Below are 21,812 nucleotides of genomic sequence, written 5' to 3' on the forward strand. Positions count from 1 at the left end.
GGAAAGGCAGGCCGTGAGGTCTGCCTCATATTGTAAGGAGCGAGGACTGAGATTTCAGACCGAGATAGACAGCCCGCTTTTGATGCGATCCATCGCAACGAATGTGTTGAAATGTTTTACGTTGTTGTTTTCAAAAAAAAGCCTGCGCGTTAGCGCTTCGTATTCGCTCATTGTTTTGACGGTCACGATGAGAATAAAGTCCGCCTCTCCCGTGACGTAATAGCATTGTTGAACTTCAGGCGCGCTAGCGAAAGTCCGTTTCGCACTCTCATATAGATCTGTTCGCTCGCTTTCCATCTCTACTTCAACGAACAGTGTGATGGATTGGCCGATCTTTTTAGGGTCAAGAACGGCAACGTTGGCCTCAATAACTCCGGTCTCTTCCAAGCGCTTAATGCGACGCTGCACCGCTGGCGCGGATAGGTTAACGAGCTCAGCGATCTTGCGCTGCGGCGTTTTATTATCACGTTGCACGATTTCTAGAATGGCCTTGTCTATCTTGTCAAGCGTGACAACTTCCGGCGCTGAACTTTTGTTCATTGCTGCTCCTGAATTCGAAACAAAATTGCACTAGATGGCCAAAAATAGGCATATGTATGATTGTCTCTGAACTATAGTTCATCGCTAGCATGAGGCCAACCAGAAGAGAACTCCCCGATGTTCATCCATAATGTGTATGCCTTCCGTGGGCGTGAAGGCTCAACGTGCAACGGATGAATACTTAGGCAATCGTAAGGTAGGGGCGCAACTTGTAGCGGCTAGGTACGTGGTCTTCGTTCGTACCCGCGTCAGTAATCAACGCATCGCCACCATGGTTCCCGCCTGCGCTGAAATCGTTCAATTGAGCGGCAGCTGCGACAAATCTATGGCAGAACCCGTTCGTATTTCTCCCGAAAGGGACTGGCATGTGGAGGACAAGCTGGGAATGTGTTGTCGATTTCATGTTGTCTGGAATCAATTTCGTGTTCTGCCGCTTCCGATCATACCGCTCTGTTTCGGATATTGATCAACCACACTCCTAGCATTCATTTCGGCATGGAGAAAACGGCGAAACCAGGTTGCGCACTTGATTTGAGTTAAGAAATACATCTTGCCGAATTTCCGTCAGAAATCTGACAGCTGACTCGAAAAGTCATAATCTTGGTCAAAAGAAATTAAATTAAGTTTTTTTAGTGAATTCGTAATGAAATTTCTTATGGTGGAGCAAATATCAATCACGCGAGTCGATGATTGAATTAAAATTTACTGAAGCCCATTCGGGTACTTAGCGTCACGGAGAAATTTGATGAGTGTTGCAAGCGCCAATGTCGGATTAAACCTGGACGGGGATAAACTCCTTGAACAACTCTCTACCTTAGGGCATATCGGTGTCGACCATAAGGATGGTGGGCGAACCCGAATCGCACTGACTGACGCCGAGATGGAAGGGCGGGATCAGCTCGTCTCGTGGATGAATGAGCTTGATTTGGATGTCAAGGTTGACCGCATAGGGAATGTCTTCGGGACACTCCGCTCAAGCACTGATGATGGTACGCAAGCACCTTTCATGATGGGGTCGCACATTGACACCGTCACAAACGCCGGTGCTTTAGACGGATGTTATGGAGTGCTCGCGGGCCTTGCAGTTATCCGCGCTTTCCGTGAAGCCGGCCTAACTCCCAGTCGCTCGATTACTGTAGGCGCCTTCACTAATGAGGAGGGTGTGCGCTATCAGCCTGACATGATGGGCTCGCTGGTATTTGCCGGGGGCATGAGTATCGACGAAGCACTGAACACGATAGGAACCGATGGAACTCGTCTTGGTGATGAACTCATCCGTATTGGCTATGCCGGTGATCTTGAACCAGGGGTTTTGATTCCGCATGAATATGTTGAGCTTCACATCGAGCAAGGGCCGATCCTGGAGGCTGAGTCAACGTTGATCGGTGTGGTGGAAAACCTACAAGGTATTTCGTGGCAGCAGGTCACGATTCAGGGCAACGCAAACCACGCTGGCACAACGCCTACCCGTTTACGTCATGATGCTGGCTATTGTGCAAGTGCGGTCGTGAATCACTTGCGCGAAATCGCAGAAGATTCAAATGGCACGACGCTGGCCACTGTGGGCTGCATGCAATTTGAGCCCAATGTCATTAACGTCATTCCTCGGAGAGCTACGTTTACGGTCGACCTACGCGATCCTGACGAGTCTCGTCTGCAAGCGGCTGAAAAGCGTCTATCGGAGTTTCTGTCCAGCATCGCGGAGAGGGAAGGTGTACGTATTTCGTCGGAACAGCTTGTGAGATTTCAGCCCGTCGTATTCAACTCTGAGTTGGCACAAGTAATTGAAGACAGTGCCAAGCGTTTTGGCTTTACGCATAAGCGTATGACTTCTGGGGCGGGACATGATGCGCAGATGATCGCGCGCGTTGCTCCATCTGCCATGATCTTTGTGCCGAGCAAGGGCGGTATAAGCCACAACCCTCGGGAGCACACGGATGCTGATCAGCTGGTTAAAGGGGCTCAAGTCCTGCTGGACGTGGTAGCACTGCGACTTTCTAAGATTCAATAACTCTTTCAATAAAACAAGCCACGCCTGGTTTTAGAACCAGGCGGCGGGATCTCTTTGCCTGATATTGGAGCTTTTTATGCTTTTTTCTAACCCTAACGCAAAGCGCGAAGCGTATCCGCAGTCGCTTCAAAAAATTATGAGTATCAAACAGGCAAATGAGAGCCGTAATTGGCTTTCAAAGTGGAATCAGCTGAGTGCTACAGCTACTCCACTTTGGGATCTTCGTGACTTGGCGAAGCAGCTCAACGTAGAGAAAATTTGCGTAAAGGATGAATCTTATCGTTCACCGCTAGGCAGTTTCAAAGCGTTGGGGGCACCGATCGCGCTGGTTCGTTTGATCCTGCAACTTTTCCCTGAGAAAAATTTCAATGCCCAAGCGTTGCTTGCTGGTGATTACCAGGGACAACTTGGCTCATTTACGGCGATCAGTGCAACTGACGGTAACCATGGACGCGCACTTGCAGCAGCAGCACAAAGTGTAGGTTGTCGTTGCGTGATTGTGCTGCATGCCAATGTAAGTGTTGAGCGTGAGGAGGCGATTGCGGCGTACGGTGCGGAGATTGTCCGCATTGCTGGAAACTACGACGAATCCGTGGAGCGTGCTGCGACTCTGGCCAGAGAAAATCAGTGGTACGTTGTCTCTGATACCTCCTACGAAGGTTACGAAATTATCCCCCGCGATGTCATGCAGGGTTACGGCACGATCGCTGCAGAAATTATCGAAGTTTCAGAGGCGTCGCAGCGCGAGGGTCGCCCATTTACGCACATCTTTTTGCAAGGTGGTGTGGGTGGCATGGCTGCTGGTTTGGCCAGTTATTTCTGGGAGCTTTATGGGGTTGATCGTCCGACCTTGGTGGTAGTCGAACCATCTCAAGCCGATTGCCTTTATCAAAGCGCTTTGAACGGCCAGGCGTCCAATGCAACGGGCTCCGTTGACTCCGTGATGGCGGGATTGGCGTGCGGTGAAACGTCTCCTTTGGCCTGGAAATTTTTAGGTGAAAGCGTCGACCATTTCATGCTTATCAGTGACGATGATGCGGTAGCCGCGATGCGAGTCCTCGCAGCAGGTTCCGGTAATGATGTTCCTGTAGTCGGAGGCGAGTCCGGAGTAGCTGGACTTGCGGGCTTAATCAATCTTGCAGGTGCTCCCGCTGATGCAGCAAGAGTAGGTCTCAACAAAGGCTCACGTGTGCTCATCATTAACACTGAGGGCGCCACGGCACCATCGGTCTATGAAGAGTTAGTGGGCGAGTCAGGTGAGTCGGTGCAAAAGCGCCAGCAATCCTGGTTGAGTATTCACAAGCATTAACAGTCTCCACTCCATCAGGTGCGGCCTTGATAACCAAGGCTGCATTGCTCCGTACAAAAAAAATAATGGAGATTACAAATGCGTAATACGAAGCGCGAGATCGGCACGCTGGCTCTGATGATGACGGGACTGGGGTCGATCATTGGATCGGGCTGGTTATTCGGCGCCTGGCATGCTTCAAAAATTGCAGGCCCAGCGGCAATATTTGCTTGGTTGATTGGTGCTGTTGTCATCCTAGCAATCGCTTTGACCTACGTAGAAATGGGCACGATGTTTCCTGAGTCCGGTGGAATGGTTCGTTATGCTCGATACTCACACGGATCCCTGACTGGGTTTGTTGCTGCATGGGCAAATTGGATCTCAATCGTCTCAGTCATTCCTATCGAGGCGATTGCGTCTGTCCAGTATATGGCTTCTTGGCCCTATGATTGGACACAAGGATTGCTGGAAAAAGGTGAGCTAACGACTTCAGGGCTTGCCACGAGCGCACTGCTCGTGATCGTGTACTTTTACTTGAACTTCTGGGGCGTAAAACTTTTCGTCAAGACGAATAGCGCCATCACTGTTTTCAAGCTTGTCGTACCAGCATTGACGGGCGTGTGTTTGCTCTGGAGTGGCTTCCACCCGGAGAACTTTGGAGGCAGTGTCGACCATGGATTTGCACCCTATGGTTGGTCAGCCGTTTTCACTGCTGTTGCTACAAGCGGAATTGTTTTTAGCTTCAATGGTTTTCAAAGTCCAGTAAGTTTGGCAGGGGAGGCGCGTAATCCCACAAGAAGTATTCCGATTGCGCTGGTAGGGTCGATTCTGATTGCTTTGGTGATTTACCTGTTGCTACAGGTGGCCTTTATTGGAGCCGTCACACCAGAGTCCATCGTCAATGGATGGCACGGGATTGACTTCACATCTCCGTTCGCTCAGTTGGCGCTTGCTGTGAACTTGAACTGGTTGGCGATGCTGCTCTATTTGGATGCTTTTGTCAGTCCTTCCGGTACTGGCTCGATCTATACAGCGACGACTGCTCGAATGATTCATGCGATGGAGCGTAATAACACAATGCCGAAGATTTTCGGGCGACTCCATCCGATTTATGGAGTACCTCGTCAGGCTATGTGGTTCAACTTAGCGGTGTCCTTTCTATTCCTGTTTTTCTTCAGAGGCTGGGGGGCGTTGGCAGCTGTCATCTCGGTTGCAGTGCTGATTTCATTCCTGACAGGGCCGATCAGTACCATGGCGTTGCGTAAAACTGCACCTGAAATCGCTCGGCCTGTTCGGATCAAAGGAATGGCATGGATTGCGCCTTTCGCATTTGTTAGCGCCTCCTTGGTTCTTTACTGGGCACGCTGGCCACTAACCGGTCACGTGATTTTGTTGGTGATTGGCGCCTTACCGGTCTATTTTTATTACCAACTCAGATTGGGATGGAAAGGGTTTAGTAAGGATCTGAAGGCGTCTCTCTGGCTTGTAACATACCTCCCTGCGATTGCTCTGATTTCATATCTCGGTAGTGAAGATTTTGGCGGGATCAATATGCTCACGCAAGGTTGGGATGTCGCGGTGGTCGCCGCCGCAGGTTTAGGGTTTTACGCGTGGGGTGTTCGCAGCGGCTACCGAACCCCGTATCTCGCCGAAAGCGAAAGCACGTCAACTGCAGTCACTTATGAGCAGAGTCGTGGTGATGACTTAAAAATTGCCGACGCAATTGCCCGTTAGATACTCCTCTGGGGGGGCCTGGTGATCTCTAACCGGGCTGTTGCATTAGCGGCATTGAAAACCTCGGTACAGGGCAGTTGCTAGTCAGCTTCAGGTGCCAAACTTGAAAGTCAGGACAATGGTGGTCATCTCCAGGGGTGAGCACCATTTTCAGTTTCTTCTAGCGTTTCAATTGTTCGCAGCGTGATCAATGTCTTTTCTAAGGCGCTAATTTTAGGATATTTGCGATGAGTTATTTTTCTTTCGATTTTGACTCTCCGTTGGTTGTTAGCTTGCGAGAGGATCTTGCCCTAGCGTTGAGAGCAGCCGCGTCCCACGGGTTAGGTGAAGGCATATGCAACCATTTCAGCGTAGCAATTCCAGGTAGTGATGATCTTTTCCTTCTCAACCCGCGAGGACTCATGTGGGGTGAGATTCAGGCAGATGACATCGTGATGATTAACTCCTTGGGAGACAAAGTCGCAGGGCAGCATGAGGTCGAACCAACGGCAATGTTCATTCACGCTGCAATCCACCAAATTACGCGTAAGGTATGTGTTCTTCACACGCATATGCCATTTGCAACTGCTTTGACCCTAACTGAGGGTGGGGCTCTGGACACCACGCTATCGCAAAATGCGATGCGATTTCACGGTCGAATCGCAGTCGACCACGAATACAACGGCCTGGCTTTGGATACATCGGAAGGTATTCGTATCGCTAACGCCATGGGCCGCGCAGATATAGGCTTTCTAGGCAATCACGGTGTGGTCGTATGTGGTGAGCGGATCGATTATGCCTATGACGATCTCTACTATCTGGAGAGGGCATGCAACGCTCAAGTCCTTGCTGAATCCACTGGACAGAGGTTACGCAGAGTAGATGCTGAATTGGCATCTCGCGTAGCGCTGCAGGTGCAAAGCGAGCGTCTTCAATCAGAGCTTTTTTTCGCCGCATTACGTCGAACAATGTAAGCGCTCGGTTGGAGATATGAGATGTTCGCCGGTGAGTTGCCCGTTTCGATTTCCGACATGGTTCACCGTTGCATCTTTCGAAACTTGCTTGTCGGCTCGACTCAAATTCGAAACGGACAGTGTTCTCCCGTCTAATGACTATTCAATCTCACCGGGGGTGTAATTCCCTGATGTTGAGATTCATTGCATATCAACAACATGGGCGCCATATCATCTCGAAAACATATCTCTATTTGAGTAGAGGATTTGTCTGGTGGGAGTGCAACAACGCGCTGAATAGTCGAACCCCTGTAGGTAGAAGGTCATCGTTGAAGTCGTAGGATGGATGATGAAGCGGTTTTGATGCTGATGCACCGTCAGCACCAAGCCAAAAATAAGCTCCAGGACATGCTTCAAGCATGAAAGCAAAATCCTCTGAGGCCATTGACGCCTTCTCATTCCACACTACGTGATTGTCTCCCAGTAACTCAGTCGCGACCCCTCGAACGCGTTCGGCGCAGGTAGGATTGTTTTTTGTGACCGGATAGCCTTCCATGTATTTCACTGTGCCTTCAGCTCCAAATGCTGGAGGCAGGTTAGAAACCATCGTGGTAATCATTTCTTGAACCTGGTTGCGCACGTCTTGATCAAGGCAACGAACGGTACCCTTGATAGTCGCTATCTGCGGGATGATGTTGTAGGCGCTTCCAGCTTCTATAACAGTGACGCTTAGGACAGCAGGATTTAGAGGAGACACTCTTCTGGAGACGATGCTTTGAAGAGCTGAGACAAGCTGCGTTGCTACAATTATTGGGTCATTGCCACGCTCCGGCATCGCTGCGTGAGCTCCCGACCCCAGGATGTGGATTTCGAACGTATCTTGAGATGCCATCATTGCACCGTGGTTTACTCCGACGGTATCAACCGGGAGGCCGGGCCAATTGTGGAGGCCATATATGGCTTCCATCGGGAAGCGCTCGAATAGACCATCTGTAATCATGGCTCGTGCGCCGGCGCCCGTTTCTTCAGCTGGCTGGAAAATGAAATAAACGCATCCATTGAAATCATTTGATTCGCTCAAATGTCTCGCCGTTGCCAGGAGAATCGAGGTGTGGCCATCATGGCCGCAGGCGTGCATACACCCTGGAAGACAGGATGCGTGAGGCGCACAGCTATTTTCCTGCATTGGCAGCGCATCCATATCGGCTCTGAGTCCGATGCTTGGGCCTACCCCATTTTGCAATGTGGCAACAACCCCTGTTCCCCCGATTCCTCGTGTGACCTTCAAACCGAAGCTTTCAAGTAGCTGGGCTACTTTTTCACTGGTACGGTGCTCTGAGTAACCAAGTTCAGGATGCGCATGAAAATCACGTCTCCAATTTGAAGCTTCCTGTATCAAGGCGGATGATGGCAAGTCACGGTAGGAAGGCATTTCTGGATCCTCTTCTTTTCGCTCGAGATTGTGAGTTGCCTGCTGAGTAGAGTGTGTCGATGCGCGCGTAGTCAGCTAGGACAAACACGTTATGGGTACAGGCAATCGATGGAGGTAATGCGTGCGTAACGGAATTCCTAGCCTTGGCGTTCTTCAGGCGTTTGAGGCCGCAGCCAGGCATCAGAGCTTCGCAAAGGCGGCAGATGAGTTGTCGTTGAGCAGTGGAGCGATTAGCCGAAGCATCAATGAGCTTGAATTGTTGGTCGGCGTAACTCTGTTTCGGAGAGAGCGACAGCGAGTCATTTTGACCGATCCAGGTACGCGGTACGCTGCTAGGGTTCGTATTCATCTGGAACATCTGCGACGCGACACCGTTGAGCTGCTGCGACATAGCAATGATTCCAGCCTGGATATCGCCATTGGCGTGAGCTTTAGCGCCCAATGGCTGATACCTAAACTCAGCGGCTTCTACCGTCAGTATCCTCATATCCGATTGCACCTGATGGGTAGAGATCAGCCGAACTTTTTCAATGATTCGAACTTCGATGCTGCGATCTACTTTGGCCGATCCCTTTGGATGGGAATGCAGGGCCGTTGCTTGATTGATGATGACGACCTGCTGCTGGTGTGTGCGCCAAGTTTTATGAACGGAAAGCAGTGCTTGACGCTTCAGGAAATTGGTCAGCTGGATCGCATCAGTCTTCGTGATATTCCTAACGCATGGCGGGATTGGGGGTTAACTGTTGGGTTGACCGGTTCCGGTGAAAACCCTGTTCCCGATCATCGGTTTGAGATGTACGTTATGGCGATTAATGCGGCCTTGGAGTCCATTGGAATAGCACTGTTGCCGCGCTCTCTCATATGGAGAGAGCTGCAGCAGGGGCGATTGGTTCAAGCACATCCCACCACGCTTCACAGTCCGGACTTTATCTATTGCGCTTATCCTGATCACACCGCACTCAACAAAGCCTTTCAGGTCTTTGAGGCTTGGTTGCTAGACGCGGTTGATGTTTACCAAGAGCACGCGGTTGAGAATCGGCAACGGTTTCAGTCGCCTAGCATAGAGTCCATCAAGCCTCTGAACCCGAGCCAAGCTACGTAATCAGAGCCAATTTGAGATTTGACTTGACGGGCTTCTTCGTCAGGCAGCACATGAACTTTTCCCGCTGCCTGAGCCAGAAGTTGGATTTGGCAGCATCTCTCCAAAGCAATGAAGCGATATGCGGCGGCCTCCACGGAACTCCCCACTGTGAGGAGGCCGTGGTTCAACATAATCAGACTTTTATTAGTGCCCAGTGCGTTTCCTATTCGGATACCTTCGTTGTCTGAAAGCACCACCACGTCGCCTTGAAAGAGCACCTGGTTTTCAAAGTAAACGCACGCCTCTTGATTCAGCGGAAGCAGTGGTTCATTCAGAGCTGAGAATGCGCGACCATAAACTGAATGAGTATGTACCGCAGCAGTAACCGAAGGGTTCGTTCGATGAATACCGCAGTGGATAGCTACCGCTGCTGCATTCACTGGGCCATCTCCTTCAATAATTTCACCAGCTTCTGAAATGCAAATTAATTGTTCGGGACGAATCTTTGAAAAGTGAACGGCGTATGGGTTCACCCAGAGCCGGTCGTGAAATTCTGGGTCGCGAACAGTGATGTGGCCGGCGATACCTTCAGCGAGCCCTAATTTTCCGAAAACCCTGAAAGCGGCAGTTAGAGTTTGCTTCCTGTGATTGCGTTCCTCCTCCTTGCTTCGGAAAGATTCAGGTAGAGGTAGCGCACCTCCCAAGGGTTTTGGAATGTACATGTCTGTTTGACTGGTCATATCTATCTCTTAAGTAAGTCTTGGTGTTTGGGATTGCGTGGCACAAGCGGAGCTTCAGCTTTGTGCGGGGCTCAAGTGGATTTTGCGCTGTGCCTCCAGGCGCAGTACCAGAATCGCGCTTAGGGTCATGAATCCAGCAATGACTAGCATTGCGGCGTTATAGAAGCCTGTAGACTCCTTCACTGCACCGATGAACCAGCCCACAAACAGGCCAGACGCGACACCGATGCTAGTTATCAGTGCAATACCTACAGCAGCACTGCGATTCGACAGCAAGCGGGAAGGTAATTGCCAGAAAGTGCTTATGCTGCAAAAGCAACCTGTAGCGCCAATGGAGAGGGCGATCATGGTTTGAACAGGCGAACTCATGTATAGGGCGCTTGCCAATGCGAGTGCGCTGATCAACATCGGGGCGGACACGAACGCAACATTAAACGGACGCTTGCGTATGTACATTCCATAGAGTGCCATCGCTGTGATTGAAACGGTGAAGGGTATTGCTGTGATTTGGCCAACTTCGAAGAGGCTGTATTTGACGTTGAACTTTGCTTCGAAATTTTTGACTACTTGTGGCAAAAAATAGAGGAGGCTTATGATTGTAGCGTTGATCCCAAAGTAGACAAAACCCAATGCCCATATTTTTGGGGTGCGCAAAACCTGTCCCACAGAGGCATTATCCATTGTGGAGTTGGCTTTCCGCTCCAGTTCGATGGCCTCCCTGACTTCATCTTTCTCGACGCGGGTTAGCCACGTGCTTTTCTCTGGGCTGTCCGGGAGGAGGAAAAAAACCACAGCTCCCATGATGATTGCTGGTATAGCTTCGATAAGAAGCATGCTCCTCCAACCGCTCATCCCGAAAAGTGATACCTCTTGCATAATCAAGGTTGAGATTGGTGCTCCCAGCATACCGGTGATTGGGATTGCCATTACGAAAAGTGACATGAGCCAGACACGATCTCGTGTCGGAAGCCATAAAGTTAAAAAGTAAACGACACCAGGAAAGAATCCAGCTTCAGCTACACCTAAGGCAAAGCGAACGATATATAGCCAAGTGACGTCTTGAATCAAACACGTTGCTGCGCTAATTAATCCCCAAGTAATCATGATTCGCGTCATCCACAGGCGAGCGCCAAAGCGATGTAAACAAAGATTGCTTGGGACTTCGAACAGTATATAGCCTAGAAAAAATAGGCTGGTGCCAATACCATATTGGGCCATGGAGATCCCAATTTCTTGATTCATTGTGAGAGATGCGTATCCCACATTTGCCCTGTCTAACTGATTGAAGATATACATCAACATCAGCAAGGGGGCCAATCGCCAACATATTTTTTTTGCAAGCTTTGGATTTAATCCTGGTGCTGCGATAGGTGCGTTCATATCAGGCTCTTCTTGTAGTTAAAATAGGTAGCTAGAGGCGCAGATTCGAATCGAAATCTATTTCAGCACTGAGTTTTTGCTACGGCAAACCATACTTTTTCAGCACTTGTTTAGTTTTTATCAATAAATGCTCAATCTTCCCGCTCTTGGTGCAAGGAAACGATTTTTTGCACATTCTTCGACCACGCAACGGAGGTTTTTGGGGATGGAATGAGAGCCAAATGAGTCGAGCAGAGCTCGCTTGTGCACGTGTTTTTCATCAAGCAGAAGGAGGGAGGTCTGAAGGGGGAGGCGGGAGTGGAACGCATCATCCGGATGCAGGCTTGGCTATTTCAGACATGGCCAATTCAATTTGATCGTTATTCAGGCAGTTTGGGGGGGAGAGCTATTCGTGGTTCGCCCTCCCAACGGTAAAAGAGGGGAGCACCTAGCGGTGCTACCCCATTTCCTACCTACCCCACAGCTAATGCTGTTCGGGCAACTTCAGCGAAGTAGCGTGACCCAGTAGTGAGCACATTATCGTTGAAGTCATACTTGGAGTTGTGAAGAGGGATACCACCTTCACCTGCCTTTTCACCGTTTCCAATGAACACAAAATTGCCGGGCACTACCTGGAGAAACGCGCCAAAATCCTCAGAAATCATCATCGGTTGGATGTCAGCATTCACTTGATCCGGGCCAACAGTTTTTGTCGCCGCAGCGACGGCGATGGGAGTGCACTGCTCCCAGTTTACGGTTGGTGCGAATTCGTGGGTGTATTCGAATTCGCACGATGCACCATGGAGATTGCAGATGCCTTCAGATATTTCTCGCATCCGTTTTTCCAGCATCGCCTGGACTTCGGGCGCATAGCTTCGAGTGTCCCCCTTAATCACGACATTCGTTGGAATCGCATTCCGGATTCCGTCAGTGATGAACTCTGTGCATGAAATCACTGCCGGAACGCTCGGGTCGAGGTTGCGAGAAACTACCGTCTGCAGCGCCAAAACTATTTCGGAAGCGATTACTATGGGGTCAATCCCCATGTGGGGTCTCGCCGCATGGGTACCTTGGCCTTTGATCCGGATAACGAAGTTATCCTCACTTGCCATAATTCCTCCTGAGCGGGTTGCGATCGATCCTGCGGGCAGCCCTGGCATGTTGTGAGCGCCGTAGATTGCGTCAACTGGAAATCGATCAAACAAACCATCAGCAATCATCGCCTTCGCACCACAACCATGTTCCTCCGCTGGTTGGAAAATGAAGCGAACGGTACCGTTGAAATCTCGACTCTCGGTTAGCAATTTTGCTGCCCCAAGAATCATCGTCATGTGGCCGTCATGCCCACAGGCATGCATTTTTCCGGCGGTCATAGACGCATGATCACGGCCAGGCGCGTCTTCATGAATATGAAGCGCATCCATGTCTGCGCGCAAACCTACTACCGCAGGACTGTCGCCGATTTTCAGGCTGGCAACCAAGCCCGTACCACCGATACCTCGGTGAACCTCGAGCCCCATGGAGACGAGTACATCAGCAACATAGTTCGAGGTTTTGACTTCTTCGAAACCTACCTCAGGGTGTTGATGAAGGTGGTGGCGCCAGCTCACAAGCTGCTTGTGAAAATCATCTTGGTCAATCACTGAAGGTGCTCCTTCGCTCTTTTAATCACAGTTGTTTTAGTTGCCAATTGCGTTGGCGTGCACCCACGGCTTCCGCAGACTCGCCCACCAAACTCTCGTATACCGCAGGTGCAGTAGCACCTTCAGTACTGATTATCAGGACTCGAGAATCACTGCCTATGCCGACTTTTTTGGCTGCTTCTGAATCTCGTACCAGTATTTTTAGAGCAGCCAGGCCAGCCACACCCGATTCGCCGGCTACGATTGGAATGTCAGTAGCGCTTCCTCTTGCGAGCAGGCGCATTGCACCAATGGCATCTTCGTCGCTTATGGTCAGGAAGAAATCGACACTCGGCTCTAGGAACCGCCAGGCGAGCGGGGAGGTTTCACCACATGCCAAGCCCGCCATGACGGAGTCAACTGAGCCTGTGGCTTTAGCAGGGCGACCCTGAACTGCGCTCTGATAAAGGCAGTCGGCTTGTTTGGGTTCGACCATGATGAATGTGGGACGCTGCTCTTGGTAAACCTCCCAAAGATAACTGCTGATCCCAGCAGCCATTCCTCCAACACCACCTTGCAGAAAAACATGGGTGAAAGGGCATGCCACTTGTATGTCAACAGTGGTTTGCTCAATTAGCTCAGCACTGATGGTGCCGTAGCCCTGCATCACGTCACGAGGTACAACTTCATACCCTTCATATGAAGTGTCCGAGACGACAGGCCATCCGTTCTGTTCTGCTAGCTTGGCGGTGTGCTCTACGGATTCATCGTAATTCCCATCAATCCGAATGATCTGGGCACCGTACTCTGCAATTGCAGTTTCACGCTCTGTACTCACATTAGCGTGCAGAACTATTACGCATTTGCAGCCTACGCTTTGCGCAGCGGCGGCCAGAGCTCGCCCATGATTTCCGTCAGTGGCACTAATTACAGTGAAGTCACGAAGATCATTTTGGTATCGTCCAGTTATTAGCCCTCTAGGATCAAAGGATTCGTGGGGCATGAGACGCAGGATTAACCTGATTAACGCAATAGGAGCCCCGAGGGCTTTGAAACTGGCCAATGGAGAACGTACCGACTCGTCTTTGACCCAGAACTGAGCGACTCCGGCCTCTTTTGCTACGCCGGGGAGAGACCATAACGGAGTTGAGTTTTGGCTGAGATGCTCCCAACTCGAAAGCCAATCACGAGACTGGTGAGCTGAGCTGACACTCATCACTTCCTGGAGGTCAGCAGGGTAGACGCTACGAGATGCTCTAGGGTTTTCGAATAACATACCGGCTCCTATAATCACTGTGAATGGGCCTGTGTAGGGGCGACTGGGTCATCAGTCGCACTGAACGATGCATACGCTCAAGCTGCTTTCATTGAGGCGATTTGATGAGGCAGCAATTACGTTGAAATCGAATAAGTGGTTTGGATGGTAGGTTATGCATTGGCGGTTCTGTAACGCCCTAAAAACTGGCGCACGCGTTCGCTATCAGAGTTTGTGAAGAATTTTTCTGGCGCAGCCCTTTCGATGATCAATCCTTTTTCAATGAAGACGACCTCATTGGATACTGCGCGTGCGAATTCCATTTCATGAGTCACGATGACCATGGTGAATCCGTCCTCAGCCAGAGAGCGCATTACTGCCAGGACTTCGCCAACGAGTTCTGGATCGAGAGCAGAAGTTGGCTCATCGAACAAAATGACTTCAGGGTTCATTGCCAAAGCTCTGGCAATCGCAACTCGTTGTCGTTGCCCGCCTGATAACGACCAAGGGTAGGCATCATGCTTGTGAGACAGTCCGACCTTTTCCAGCAGCGCAATGGCTTGATCATTGGCATCCTTTCGACTTACACCCATTACATGAACGGGGGCCTCAGTAACGTTCTGAAGCACGGTAAGGTGCGGCCAAAGATTAAAGCTTTGGAACACCATCGCAGTCCGCGCACGCATTGCTGCAAGCTCGCGATTTGACATAGGTTTAATACCGTTACTTTTGACTCCCATGCGATCGCCGCCAATGTAAATTTCACCACCGTCCGGGACTTCCAGCCAGTTAATGCAGCGGAGCATGGTGGATTTGCCTGAGCCTGAAGAACCTAAAATGCTGACGGTTTGACCACGTTCGACTTTGAGATCGATTCCGCGAAGAACCTCAATGCCGGCAAAGTGCTTATGGAGGTCTCGTATTTCAACGACCGGAGCGGACTTATTCATATACCAATCCTCTTTTCTGCGCTCGTCGGGCAAGTCGACGTAGAAGTGTCTCTACTGTCAGTGTGATAGACCAGTAAAGTGCAATAACGAATATAAATGGCGGTAAAGGAACGAAATACTTTGCTTGTACAGCAGATGCCGCAGCCGTTAGATCCATTAGCGTAATGATCGATAGAAAGGCAGTGTCCTTGAGTAGACAGACTAATTGATTGCCAAAGAGTGGCCCCGAACGCATTACCATTTGCGGGAGCAGAATTCTCCAATACATCTTCGAGTTAATGAAGCCGTGGGCGTATGCCGCTTCTGCTTGACCAGACGGTAGTGAGGTTCTCGCTGCACGAAGAATCTCAGCGAAATACGCACCATGATAGGTGATCAATGCAATGAAACCTGCAGACCAGACGTCTAAACTAATTCCTACATTTGGAAGTCCGTAGTAAAGAAGATACAAAAAAATCAAAAAAGGGAGCATGCGCATGAGGTCTAAACCCCATCGTATGAGTCTTCGTGAAAAGTTATCTCGCCCTTCTAGTAAGAAGGCGATAAAGCAGGCCAAGATAAATGCGAGCACTGACGATACACAAAATAGAATAAGCGTATTTTGAAGGCCAGTTGCGAACACATCTAAGTTGTCCCATAGCATTTTAAGTCCGTTCATGGGAATACCTACATGGCCAAGCGCTTAGCGCGCGAATCTGCAATACGTTGGAAGCGAACAAGACCACCGATGATTAAAATGTAAAGCAGGCCCGCAGCTAGGATGGGGGGGAGGGGATCGTAGGTGACTGCTGCGATTCGATTAGTGACTCGGGTTAAATCCACGATACCGATCATCGCTATCGCTGGACTGCTTTTGACCAAGAGGGACATTTCGTTAACGAGCCCGGGAAGGCTGGTAGTCAGCATTTGCGGAAGCATAATGCGACGAAGCGTCAGCCCCGTGGTCATGCCACCGGCTTTTGCTGCTTCCAGTTGTTCGCGAGAGAAACTGGTCAGGGCGCTGCGCCAGATCTCGGCGTTAAAGGCTGTGGTGTTGACAGTCATGGCCGCAATGGCGACCACTCTCGCATCGACTTCCCAGCCAATAGACGGAGCAATCACAAAAAGGAATAAAACCAGCGTGACCATGGGAGTCGCCCTGATCAGACTGACATATACAGCGAGAGTCTGGCTTACGACCGGGATTTTAGCTGCGCGTAACATTGCAACAACAAGTCCCAGAATAATACCTAAGACGATGGATATGCCGGAAACCCAAATGGTTGTCCAGGCAGCATTAAGGAGAGTGATCCAGTCACCGGTTTCCATTGAGTACACCCTTCAAACAAGTCTTTTGGTCTTTTGCTGCCTGCCAAACCAAAAGAAATATTTACCGGCCTGACCATCGCTGGCACCTCTTGTGCCAGCGATGGGGCCCCTCAGATTATTTAGCTGTTAGCTGACTGAGTTGTTCAGAAGATGTAATTTCAACGTGTGGAAGGTTATCAAAAGATTGGCCCAACCATTTTTTTTGTAGTTCGGCTAATTTGCCTGTATCACGCAAGTGATCGACAAATCCTGTCAGATAGTCGAGCAGCTCTTTGTTACCCTTCGCGACGGGCCAAGCTATATACCCCATACTCGAAGTTGGTTCACCAACAGCAAAAACCTTTGGACGCTCTTTTACAAGCATGTTGGCAGGTACGATCGAGTTCACTACGTAATCGAGTCGGCGATTTGCTAGATCGGCATAAGCTTCTGGGTAAGATTGGTACTGAACAATCTTGCCAATTGAACCTCCGGACGCTTTGAGCTTCGCATCTAGCTGCGCCAATCTGGCCAATTGCGCTCCTCCCGCCTGTACTCCAACGGTTAATCCGGAGAGATCGGAAAGCTTTTTAATACGGTCGTCATCAGCACGCTTGATGTAATACGAGATGTCAGGCGCGACAGGTGCAACGAAGTCAAACGCACCCAAACGATCTTCAGTTACGCCAGCCCCGGTAATTGCCGCGTCATACTTCCCAGATGTAATGCCCGCAAGTAGGCCTGTCCAAGGCATAATGTCTTGGTTGACTTTGAATTGAGCGTATTTGCGGAGCTCTACAAGAACATCTTTATGAAAACCGTCGGATTGTCCGTCCTTAATAAACTCGAAGGGATAGTAGCTGTCTTCGGTTGCGACGTTAAGGGCTCCACGAGTTTCAATTTCTGCCAAGCTTGCTGCGTTAGCCATGCTGGTTAAACTAAGTGTGGCAACTAAAAGCATACTTGCCGCGCCAATTGCTAGAAAACGACTAGCTTTTGTAACTACGTCGGGGTGATTTCGTTTTTCTTGAGCGATATTCATGGTGCAACTCCCATCGGATAGGTGGCGGGGCAGTACCAAACTAAAAGCTGCGATTGCTGTAGGGATAGCTTTGATCATGCATCCTCCGTTTTTATTGTTTGCAGTGGAGCGCAGCCCTTGCCTGACAAGCAGGTGGGATGGACTGATGCTACGGCGCCCCTCGCGCACGATTGCTCGAAAATGAGGGGCGCAAATGCATCATCGTTGCGTTTTTGGCATTTTGTTGCGCTAGGAGACCTCTAAGTGCTTCGTTTGGAGGTTTGCGGCGCAAGGAGTGAGCGTGGCGCGGCTTTTTCTGCTGTAATGAGCTAGCCATCAGTGAAGGATTACCGACATGCAGCTTGATGCTTACGACCGTAAAATTCTCAATTTCCTTCAAGAGAACAATCGAATCTCACAACGGGAATTGGCTGAAGGTGTAAATCTTTCGCCCTCGGCAGTGAATCGACGGATAGCAGCCCTAGAGGCTTCGGGCGTCATAACTCAGAACGTGAGTATTGTGGATCCGGCGGCTGTAGGTAGACCTATAACCGTTATAGTCGAAGTTAAGCTTGAAAATGAGCGCCTTGACTTATTGGATGAAATAAAAAAGCGGTTTGTTAGCTGTCCGCAAGTCCAACAGGTTTATTATGTGACTGGGGATTTTGATTTTTTGTTGGTTCTTAATGTGCGGGATATGACTGAGTATGAACAGCTAACCAGGGAGCTTTTTTTCTTTGGGAATATTAAGCAATTCAAAACATTTGTTGCGATGCAAAATAATAAAAGAACATTTTCTATGCCTTTAGAAAGTGAACACTAAGCAAGGTATTGGCTTTTGTTAAACAGAAGCTTGCGCGTTGCAGGTCATGCTTTTCACCTGTTGCTTGGTAATAATTTCCACAAAAATAATATGGCTACTAGCTTTCTGTGCGATAGAGATAGTTTCATTTGCTCCTGACGATAGGCAGTGTAGCGATGGTTTGGCACGTTAGTGTTAACTAAAATCATGTTAGGTCGGAAGGCAAAAAAACTGCTATGGAGCGTTTTCATTCCGGCGGAACGAATTTGCTCCGCATGTCTCGATCCCCTGTAAATTGCTGTGGTGATCAATATGTCATGTATGACACATGAGTTTTTGGAACGATATCGATACGAGCAAGAACCTAACTTCAATTCCGATTCGATAACTCCATGATTTAAATAGGTTTATTTTGTTGGTACGACAATTGCTAGCTCGGTGTGGAGCTGGATCGTGTTCGGCTGGATAATAATAACCTGTATTAGGGACTTATCATGAGCTTACGTTTTACTAACGACCATGAATGGCTGCGCTTGGAGCAATCAGGTGAGTTAACTGTAGGGATCACCAGTTTTGCGCAAGAGGCATTGGGAGATATAGTTTTTGTACAGCTTCCCGATTTGTCTTTCTTTGAGGCGGGTGCTGAAGTTGTTGTGCTTGAGTCTGTAAAAGCCGCAAGCAATATCACGATGCCTATTGCCGGTGAGGTAGTGGCGGTGAATGTGGCTGTCTCCGATGAGCCTGAGTTGGTGAACGCATCTCCCATGGACTCCGGCTGGTTCTTCCGAATTCGTCCTGCCGACGTATCTGCCCTTGACGATTTAATGGATCAAGACGGTTACGAACAGTACTTGGCGGAAAATGCCTGAGGGGAAACAGATTATGGCTAACTCAGTTTCCGTAGATACAAGAAACGAATTTGTCGCTCGTCACATTGGCCCCCGTGACCAAGATGTACGTGAAATGCTGGAGGTTGTTGGTTACGACTCTCTCGAAACCTTAATCGATAGTGTTGTGCCTGATACTATTCAAGGGACTAGCGTTCTCGAACAAACAACCGGGCAGGGTGAAGCTCAAGCCCTTGCTGAGTTGAAGGCAATAGCCTCCAAAAACGAGTTGTTCAACACATACATTGGGCAAGGCTACTATCCTTGTCTTACCCCTGCACCGATCCTGCGCAACCTGCTTGAGAATCCTGCCTGGTACACCGCTTACACGCCGTATCAACCAGAAATTTCACAAGGTCGGCTAGAGGCATTACTGAATTTCCAGACGCTTGTGAGCGACCTCACAGGGATGGACATTGCTAACGCGTCTCTGCTGGATGAAGCAACAGCTGCCGCAGAGGCGATGACCTTTTGCCTGCGCCTGTCTAAAAGCAAAGCACCAGCGTTCTTTGCTTCACAACATTGCCACCCCCAAACCCTGGAAGTCCTGCGCACCAGAGCAGAACCGTTGGGCATCGACGTTGTCGTGGGTGATGAAGGCGAACTGCTGAAGGAGGGGATTGATGGCTATTTCGGGCTGCTTCTTCAGTATCCAGCGAGCACTGGTGCTGTAACTGACTATCGAGAGCTGATCAACAAGGCTCACGAGCTAGGAACCCTGGTCGCAGTTGCCGCGGATCTGTTGGCTTTGACTCTGCTGACTCCACCAGGTGAGTTTGGAGCGGATGTTGTATTGGGCAGCGCTCAACGTTTTGGTGTGCCCCTGGGCTTTGGCGGCCCGCATGCAGCGTTCTTTGCAACTCGTGATGCTTTCAAAAGGGACATGCCGGGTCGCTTAGTCGGCATATCGATTGATCGCCATGGCAAACCTGCCCTTCGTCTCGCTATGCAGACCCGCGAGCAGCATATTCGCCGTGAGAAAGCGACGAGCAATATTTGTACGGCTCAAGTTTTACTCGCCAACATTGCGAGCACCTACGCCGTCTATCACGGCCCTGAGGGCCTGAAAAATATTGCCAAGCGTGTTCATCGTTTAACCGCGATTTTGGCCAAGGGCTTTGAGGATCTCGGCCATCAGGTCGAGCAACACTACTTCTTCGATACGCTTAGCGTGATCACTACACAGCCGTCAACTGAAGTGTTTGCGAGTGCCAAAAAGGCTCGCATCAATTTGCGGTTTCTTGATGATTCGCGTGTTGGTGTATCTATCGATGAAACGTGCACAACTGAATCGATTGTGGCGCTGTGGACTGTATTCGCGGCTCCCAATCAGAAGGTGCCAAGCTTTGACGATATGGCCGATTTGGCCGGTAGCCGAATTCCAGCTCAATTGAGCCGAGAGTCTCGATTCTTGACTCACGAAGTGTTCAATCGGTACCACTCTGAAACAGAGCTGATGCGATACTTACGAAAGCTTGCCGATAAAGATCTGGCTCTCGATCGCACCATGATCCCATTGGGGTCGTGCACCATGAAGCTGAACGCTGCGAGTGAAATGATCCCGGTTACCTGGCCTGAGTTCGGTGCATTGCATCCATTCGCCCCGCCCGAGCAGACCAAGGGTTACCAGGAGCTGACACAAGAGTTGGAGGCGATGCTGTGCGCCGCTACCGGCTACGATGCAGTATCACTTCAGCCTAATGCGGGCTCGCAAGGTGAGTACGCAGGACTGCTGGCGATTCGTGCTTACAATAAAAGCCGTGGCGAGGCTGGGCGAGACGTTTGTCTCATCCCGTCTTCAGCACATGGTACCAACCCAGCCACTGCTCAAATGGCTGGAATGCGTGTGGTAGTTGTCGCGTGCGATGCACGCGGAAACGTTGACGTCGATGATCTTCTCGCCAAGTCCGAGAAGCATCGTGCTCAGCTTGCCGCTCTGATGATTACCTACCCTTCGACTCATGGCGTTTTTGAAAAGCGGATCGGCGAGATCTGCGACATCATCCATCAGCACGGAGGTCAGGTTTACATCGATGGGGCAAACATGAATGCCATGGTCGGCTTGTGCGCGCCTGGCCAATTCGGTGGTGATGTATCTCACCTGAATCTTCACAAGACTTTCTGCATCCCTCACGGCGGCGGTGGCCCAGGTGTAGGCCCGATTGGTGTGAAGTCTCACCTCGCACCTTACCTGCCGGGCCACGGGCATCTGGAAAACAAAAACGGTGCCGTCAGCGCTGCTCCGTTCGGAAGTGCAAGTATTTTGCCTATTACATGGATGTATATCCGCATGATGGGAGGGCAGGGGCTCAAGCGCGCTTCTGAGCTTGCCATATTAAGTGCGAATTACATCGCTCGCCGTTTGGAAGAGCATTATCCAGTGCTCTATACCGGTGAAAATGGTCTCGTTGCGCACGAATGCATTCTTGATGTCCGCCCAATCAAAGAAAGCAGCGGTATCAGTGTCGAGGATGTTGCCAAGCGGCTGATAGACTTCGGTTTCCACGCCCCGACCATGTCTTTTCCGGTAGCAGGAACACTGATGGTCGAGCCAACGGAAAGTGAGTCCAAAGAAGAACTGGATCGCTTCTGTGACGCGATGATTTGCATCCGTGAAGAAATTCGCGCTGTTGAGCGTGGTGATCTGCACACGGACGACAACCCCCTCAAAAACGCTCCCCATACAGCTGCAGAGCTTACCGGCGAGTGGAACCACTCCTACAGTCGTGAGCAGGCCGTATTCCCGGTTCCCTCTGTTATGGAGAGCAAATATTGGCCGCCTGTTGGTCGAGTAGACAATGTCTATGGTGATCGAAATCTTTCGTGCGCCTGCCCACCAATGTCTTTGTATCAAGACGCCTAAATTCAGTC

Annotated in this window: 18 protein-coding genes; 8 read left to right on the forward strand and 10 right to left on the reverse strand. The window is 50.2% G+C overall.

Annotated features, from left to right (window positions below; all coding sequences use genetic code 11):
- Positions 1–54: 54 nt before the first annotated feature.
- Complete coding sequence (locus tag ACP7EW_RS14280; protein WP_426217795.1) at positions 55–540, reverse strand: Lrp/AsnC family transcriptional regulator; 486 nt, start codon at positions 538–540, stop codon at positions 55–57.
- A gap of 745 nt (positions 541–1,285) precedes the next feature.
- Between ACP7EW_RS14280 and ACP7EW_RS14285 the strand changes: the two genes are divergently transcribed.
- From ACP7EW_RS14285 to ACP7EW_RS14300, 4 genes are all read left to right on the forward strand, one after another.
- Positions 1,286–2,551: a Zn-dependent hydrolase gene (locus ACP7EW_RS14285; RefSeq protein WP_426217797.1), complete on the forward strand. Its 1,266-nt coding sequence runs from the start codon at positions 1,286–1,288 to the stop codon at positions 2,549–2,551.
- Between the two features lie 76 nt (positions 2,552–2,627).
- Entirely contained in the window at positions 2,628–3,860 is a 1,233-nt protein-coding gene (locus tag ACP7EW_RS14290) for a diaminopropionate ammonia-lyase (RefSeq protein WP_426217799.1), read from the forward strand.
- A gap of 78 nt (positions 3,861–3,938) precedes the next feature.
- Positions 3,939–5,573 (forward strand): APC family permease, encoded by a 1,635-nt coding sequence (locus tag ACP7EW_RS14295; protein WP_426217801.1) that lies wholly within the window; start codon positions 3,939–3,941, stop codon positions 5,571–5,573.
- A 227-nt stretch (positions 5,574–5,800) separates the two neighbouring features.
- Complete coding sequence (locus ACP7EW_RS14300; RefSeq protein ID WP_426217803.1) at positions 5,801–6,526, forward strand: aldolase; 726 nt, start codon at positions 5,801–5,803, stop codon at positions 6,524–6,526.
- A gap of 229 nt (positions 6,527–6,755) precedes the next feature.
- Here the strand turns inward: ACP7EW_RS14300 and ACP7EW_RS14305 are convergent, their stop codons facing one another.
- Entirely contained in the window at positions 6,756–7,937 is a 1,182-nt protein-coding gene (locus tag ACP7EW_RS14305; RefSeq protein WP_426217805.1) for a M20 aminoacylase family protein, read from the reverse strand.
- A 121-nt stretch (positions 7,938–8,058) separates the two neighbouring features.
- On the opposite strand from ACP7EW_RS14305, the gene ACP7EW_RS14310 reads away from it, so the two are divergent.
- On the forward strand, positions 8,059–9,039 hold the full coding sequence (locus ACP7EW_RS14310; RefSeq protein WP_426217807.1) for a LysR substrate-binding domain-containing protein: 981 nt from the start codon (positions 8,059–8,061) through the stop codon (positions 9,037–9,039).
- Here ACP7EW_RS14310 and ACP7EW_RS14315 read toward each other — a convergent pair.
- From ACP7EW_RS14315 to ACP7EW_RS14350, 8 genes are all read right to left on the reverse strand, one after another.
- A complete protein-coding gene (locus tag ACP7EW_RS14315; protein ID WP_426217809.1) occupies positions 8,985–9,758 on the reverse strand; it encodes a class II aldolase/adducin family protein in 774 nt (257 codons plus the stop codon). The two genes, ACP7EW_RS14310 and ACP7EW_RS14315, sit on opposite strands and share 55 nt — an antisense overlap.
- Before the next feature lie 54 nt (positions 9,759–9,812).
- Entirely contained in the window at positions 9,813–11,138 is a 1,326-nt protein-coding gene (locus ACP7EW_RS14320) for an MFS transporter (RefSeq protein WP_426217811.1), read from the reverse strand.
- Positions 11,139–11,590: 452 nt separating this feature from the next.
- Entirely contained in the window at positions 11,591–12,760 is a 1,170-nt protein-coding gene (locus tag ACP7EW_RS14325; protein ID WP_426217813.1) for a M20 aminoacylase family protein, read from the reverse strand.
- Positions 12,761–12,785: 25 nt separating this feature from the next.
- Positions 12,786–14,015: a diaminopropionate ammonia-lyase gene (locus tag ACP7EW_RS14330; RefSeq protein ID WP_426217815.1), complete on the reverse strand. Its 1,230-nt coding sequence runs from the start codon at positions 14,013–14,015 to the stop codon at positions 12,786–12,788.
- A gap of 152 nt (positions 14,016–14,167) precedes the next feature.
- Positions 14,168–14,944 (reverse strand): amino acid ABC transporter ATP-binding protein, encoded by a 777-nt coding sequence (locus ACP7EW_RS14335; protein WP_426217818.1) that lies wholly within the window; start codon positions 14,942–14,944, stop codon positions 14,168–14,170.
- A complete protein-coding gene (locus ACP7EW_RS14340; RefSeq protein ID WP_426217820.1) occupies positions 14,937–15,602 on the reverse strand; it encodes an amino acid ABC transporter permease in 666 nt (221 codons plus the stop codon). Before ACP7EW_RS14340 ends, ACP7EW_RS14335 begins: the two co-directional genes overlap by 8 nt.
- A gap of 8 nt (positions 15,603–15,610) precedes the next feature.
- Entirely contained in the window at positions 15,611–16,252 is a 642-nt protein-coding gene (locus ACP7EW_RS14345) for an amino acid ABC transporter permease (protein ID WP_426217823.1), read from the reverse strand.
- 115 nt (positions 16,253–16,367) lie between these two features.
- A complete protein-coding gene (locus ACP7EW_RS14350) occupies positions 16,368–17,351 on the reverse strand; it encodes a transporter substrate-binding domain-containing protein (RefSeq protein WP_426217825.1) in 984 nt (327 codons plus the stop codon).
- 256 nt (positions 17,352–17,607) lie between these two features.
- On the opposite strand from ACP7EW_RS14350, the gene ACP7EW_RS14355 reads away from it, so the two are divergent.
- From ACP7EW_RS14355 to gcvP, 3 genes are all read left to right on the forward strand, one after another.
- Positions 17,608–18,075 carry an Lrp/AsnC family transcriptional regulator gene (locus ACP7EW_RS14355; protein WP_426217827.1) on the forward strand — a complete coding sequence of 156 codons (468 nt, stop codon included), beginning with the start codon at positions 17,608–17,610 and terminating at the stop codon, positions 18,073–18,075.
- Between the two features lie 470 nt (positions 18,076–18,545).
- Positions 18,546–18,923, forward strand: coding sequence for a glycine cleavage system protein GcvH (gene gcvH, locus ACP7EW_RS14360; RefSeq protein ID WP_426218075.1), 378 nt, complete (start codon positions 18,546–18,548; stop codon positions 18,921–18,923).
- 13 nt (positions 18,924–18,936) lie between these two features.
- Complete coding sequence (gene gcvP / locus ACP7EW_RS14365; protein ID WP_426217829.1) at positions 18,937–21,804, forward strand: aminomethyl-transferring glycine dehydrogenase; 2,868 nt, start codon at positions 18,937–18,939, stop codon at positions 21,802–21,804.
- The last annotated feature ends 8 nt before the right edge of the window (positions 21,805–21,812 follow it).

Source organism: Pseudomonas sp. DWRC2-2 (assembly GCF_049897885.1).
Lineage (GTDB): Bacteria > Pseudomonadota > Gammaproteobacteria > Pseudomonadales > Pseudomonadaceae > Aquipseudomonas > Aquipseudomonas azotoformans_A.

Bases quoted from the DNA above. Each gene is read 5' to 3' on its own strand.
- ACP7EW_RS14290 (WP_426217799.1), top strand. From the start codon at position 2,628: ATGCTTTTTTCTAACCCTAACGCAAAGCGCGAAGCGTATCCGCAGTCG.
- ACP7EW_RS14330 (WP_426217815.1), bottom strand. From the start codon at position 14,015: ATGTTATTCGAAAACCCTAGAGCATCTCGTAGCGTCTACCCTGCTGAC.
- ACP7EW_RS14280 (WP_426217795.1), bottom strand. From the start codon at position 540: ATGAACAAAAGTTCAGCGCCGGAAGTTGTCACGCTTGACAAGATAGAC.
- ACP7EW_RS14315 (WP_426217809.1), bottom strand. From the start codon at position 9,758: ATGACCAGTCAAACAGACATGTACATTCCAAAACCCTTGGGAGGTGCG.
- ACP7EW_RS14295 (WP_426217801.1), top strand. From the start codon at position 3,939: ATGCGTAATACGAAGCGCGAGATCGGCACGCTGGCTCTGATGATGACG.
- ACP7EW_RS14345 (WP_426217823.1), bottom strand. From the start codon at position 16,252: ATGGAAACCGGTGACTGGATCACTCTCCTTAATGCTGCCTGGACAACC.
- gcvP (WP_426217829.1), top strand. From the start codon at position 18,937: ATGGCTAACTCAGTTTCCGTAGATACAAGAAACGAATTTGTCGCTCGT.
- ACP7EW_RS14355 (WP_426217827.1), top strand. From the start codon at position 17,608: ATGCAGCTTGATGCTTACGACCGTAAAATTCTCAATTTCCTTCAAGAG.
- ACP7EW_RS14320 (WP_426217811.1), bottom strand. From the start codon at position 11,138: ATGAACGCACCTATCGCAGCACCAGGATTAAATCCAAAGCTTGCAAAA.
- ACP7EW_RS14305 (WP_426217805.1), bottom strand. From the start codon at position 7,937: ATGCCTTCCTACCGTGACTTGCCATCATCCGCCTTGATACAGGAAGCT.
- ACP7EW_RS14350 (WP_426217825.1), bottom strand. From the start codon at position 17,351: ATGATCAAAGCTATCCCTACAGCAATCGCAGCTTTTAGTTTGGTACTG.
- ACP7EW_RS14285 (WP_426217797.1), top strand. From the start codon at position 1,286: ATGAGTGTTGCAAGCGCCAATGTCGGATTAAACCTGGACGGGGATAAA.
- ACP7EW_RS14335 (WP_426217818.1), bottom strand. From the start codon at position 14,944: ATGAATAAGTCCGCTCCGGTCGTTGAAATACGAGACCTCCATAAGCAC.
- ACP7EW_RS14300 (WP_426217803.1), top strand. From the start codon at position 5,801: ATGAGTTATTTTTCTTTCGATTTTGACTCTCCGTTGGTTGTTAGCTTG.
- ACP7EW_RS14340 (WP_426217820.1), bottom strand. From the start codon at position 15,602: ATGAACGGACTTAAAATGCTATGGGACAACTTAGATGTGTTCGCAACT.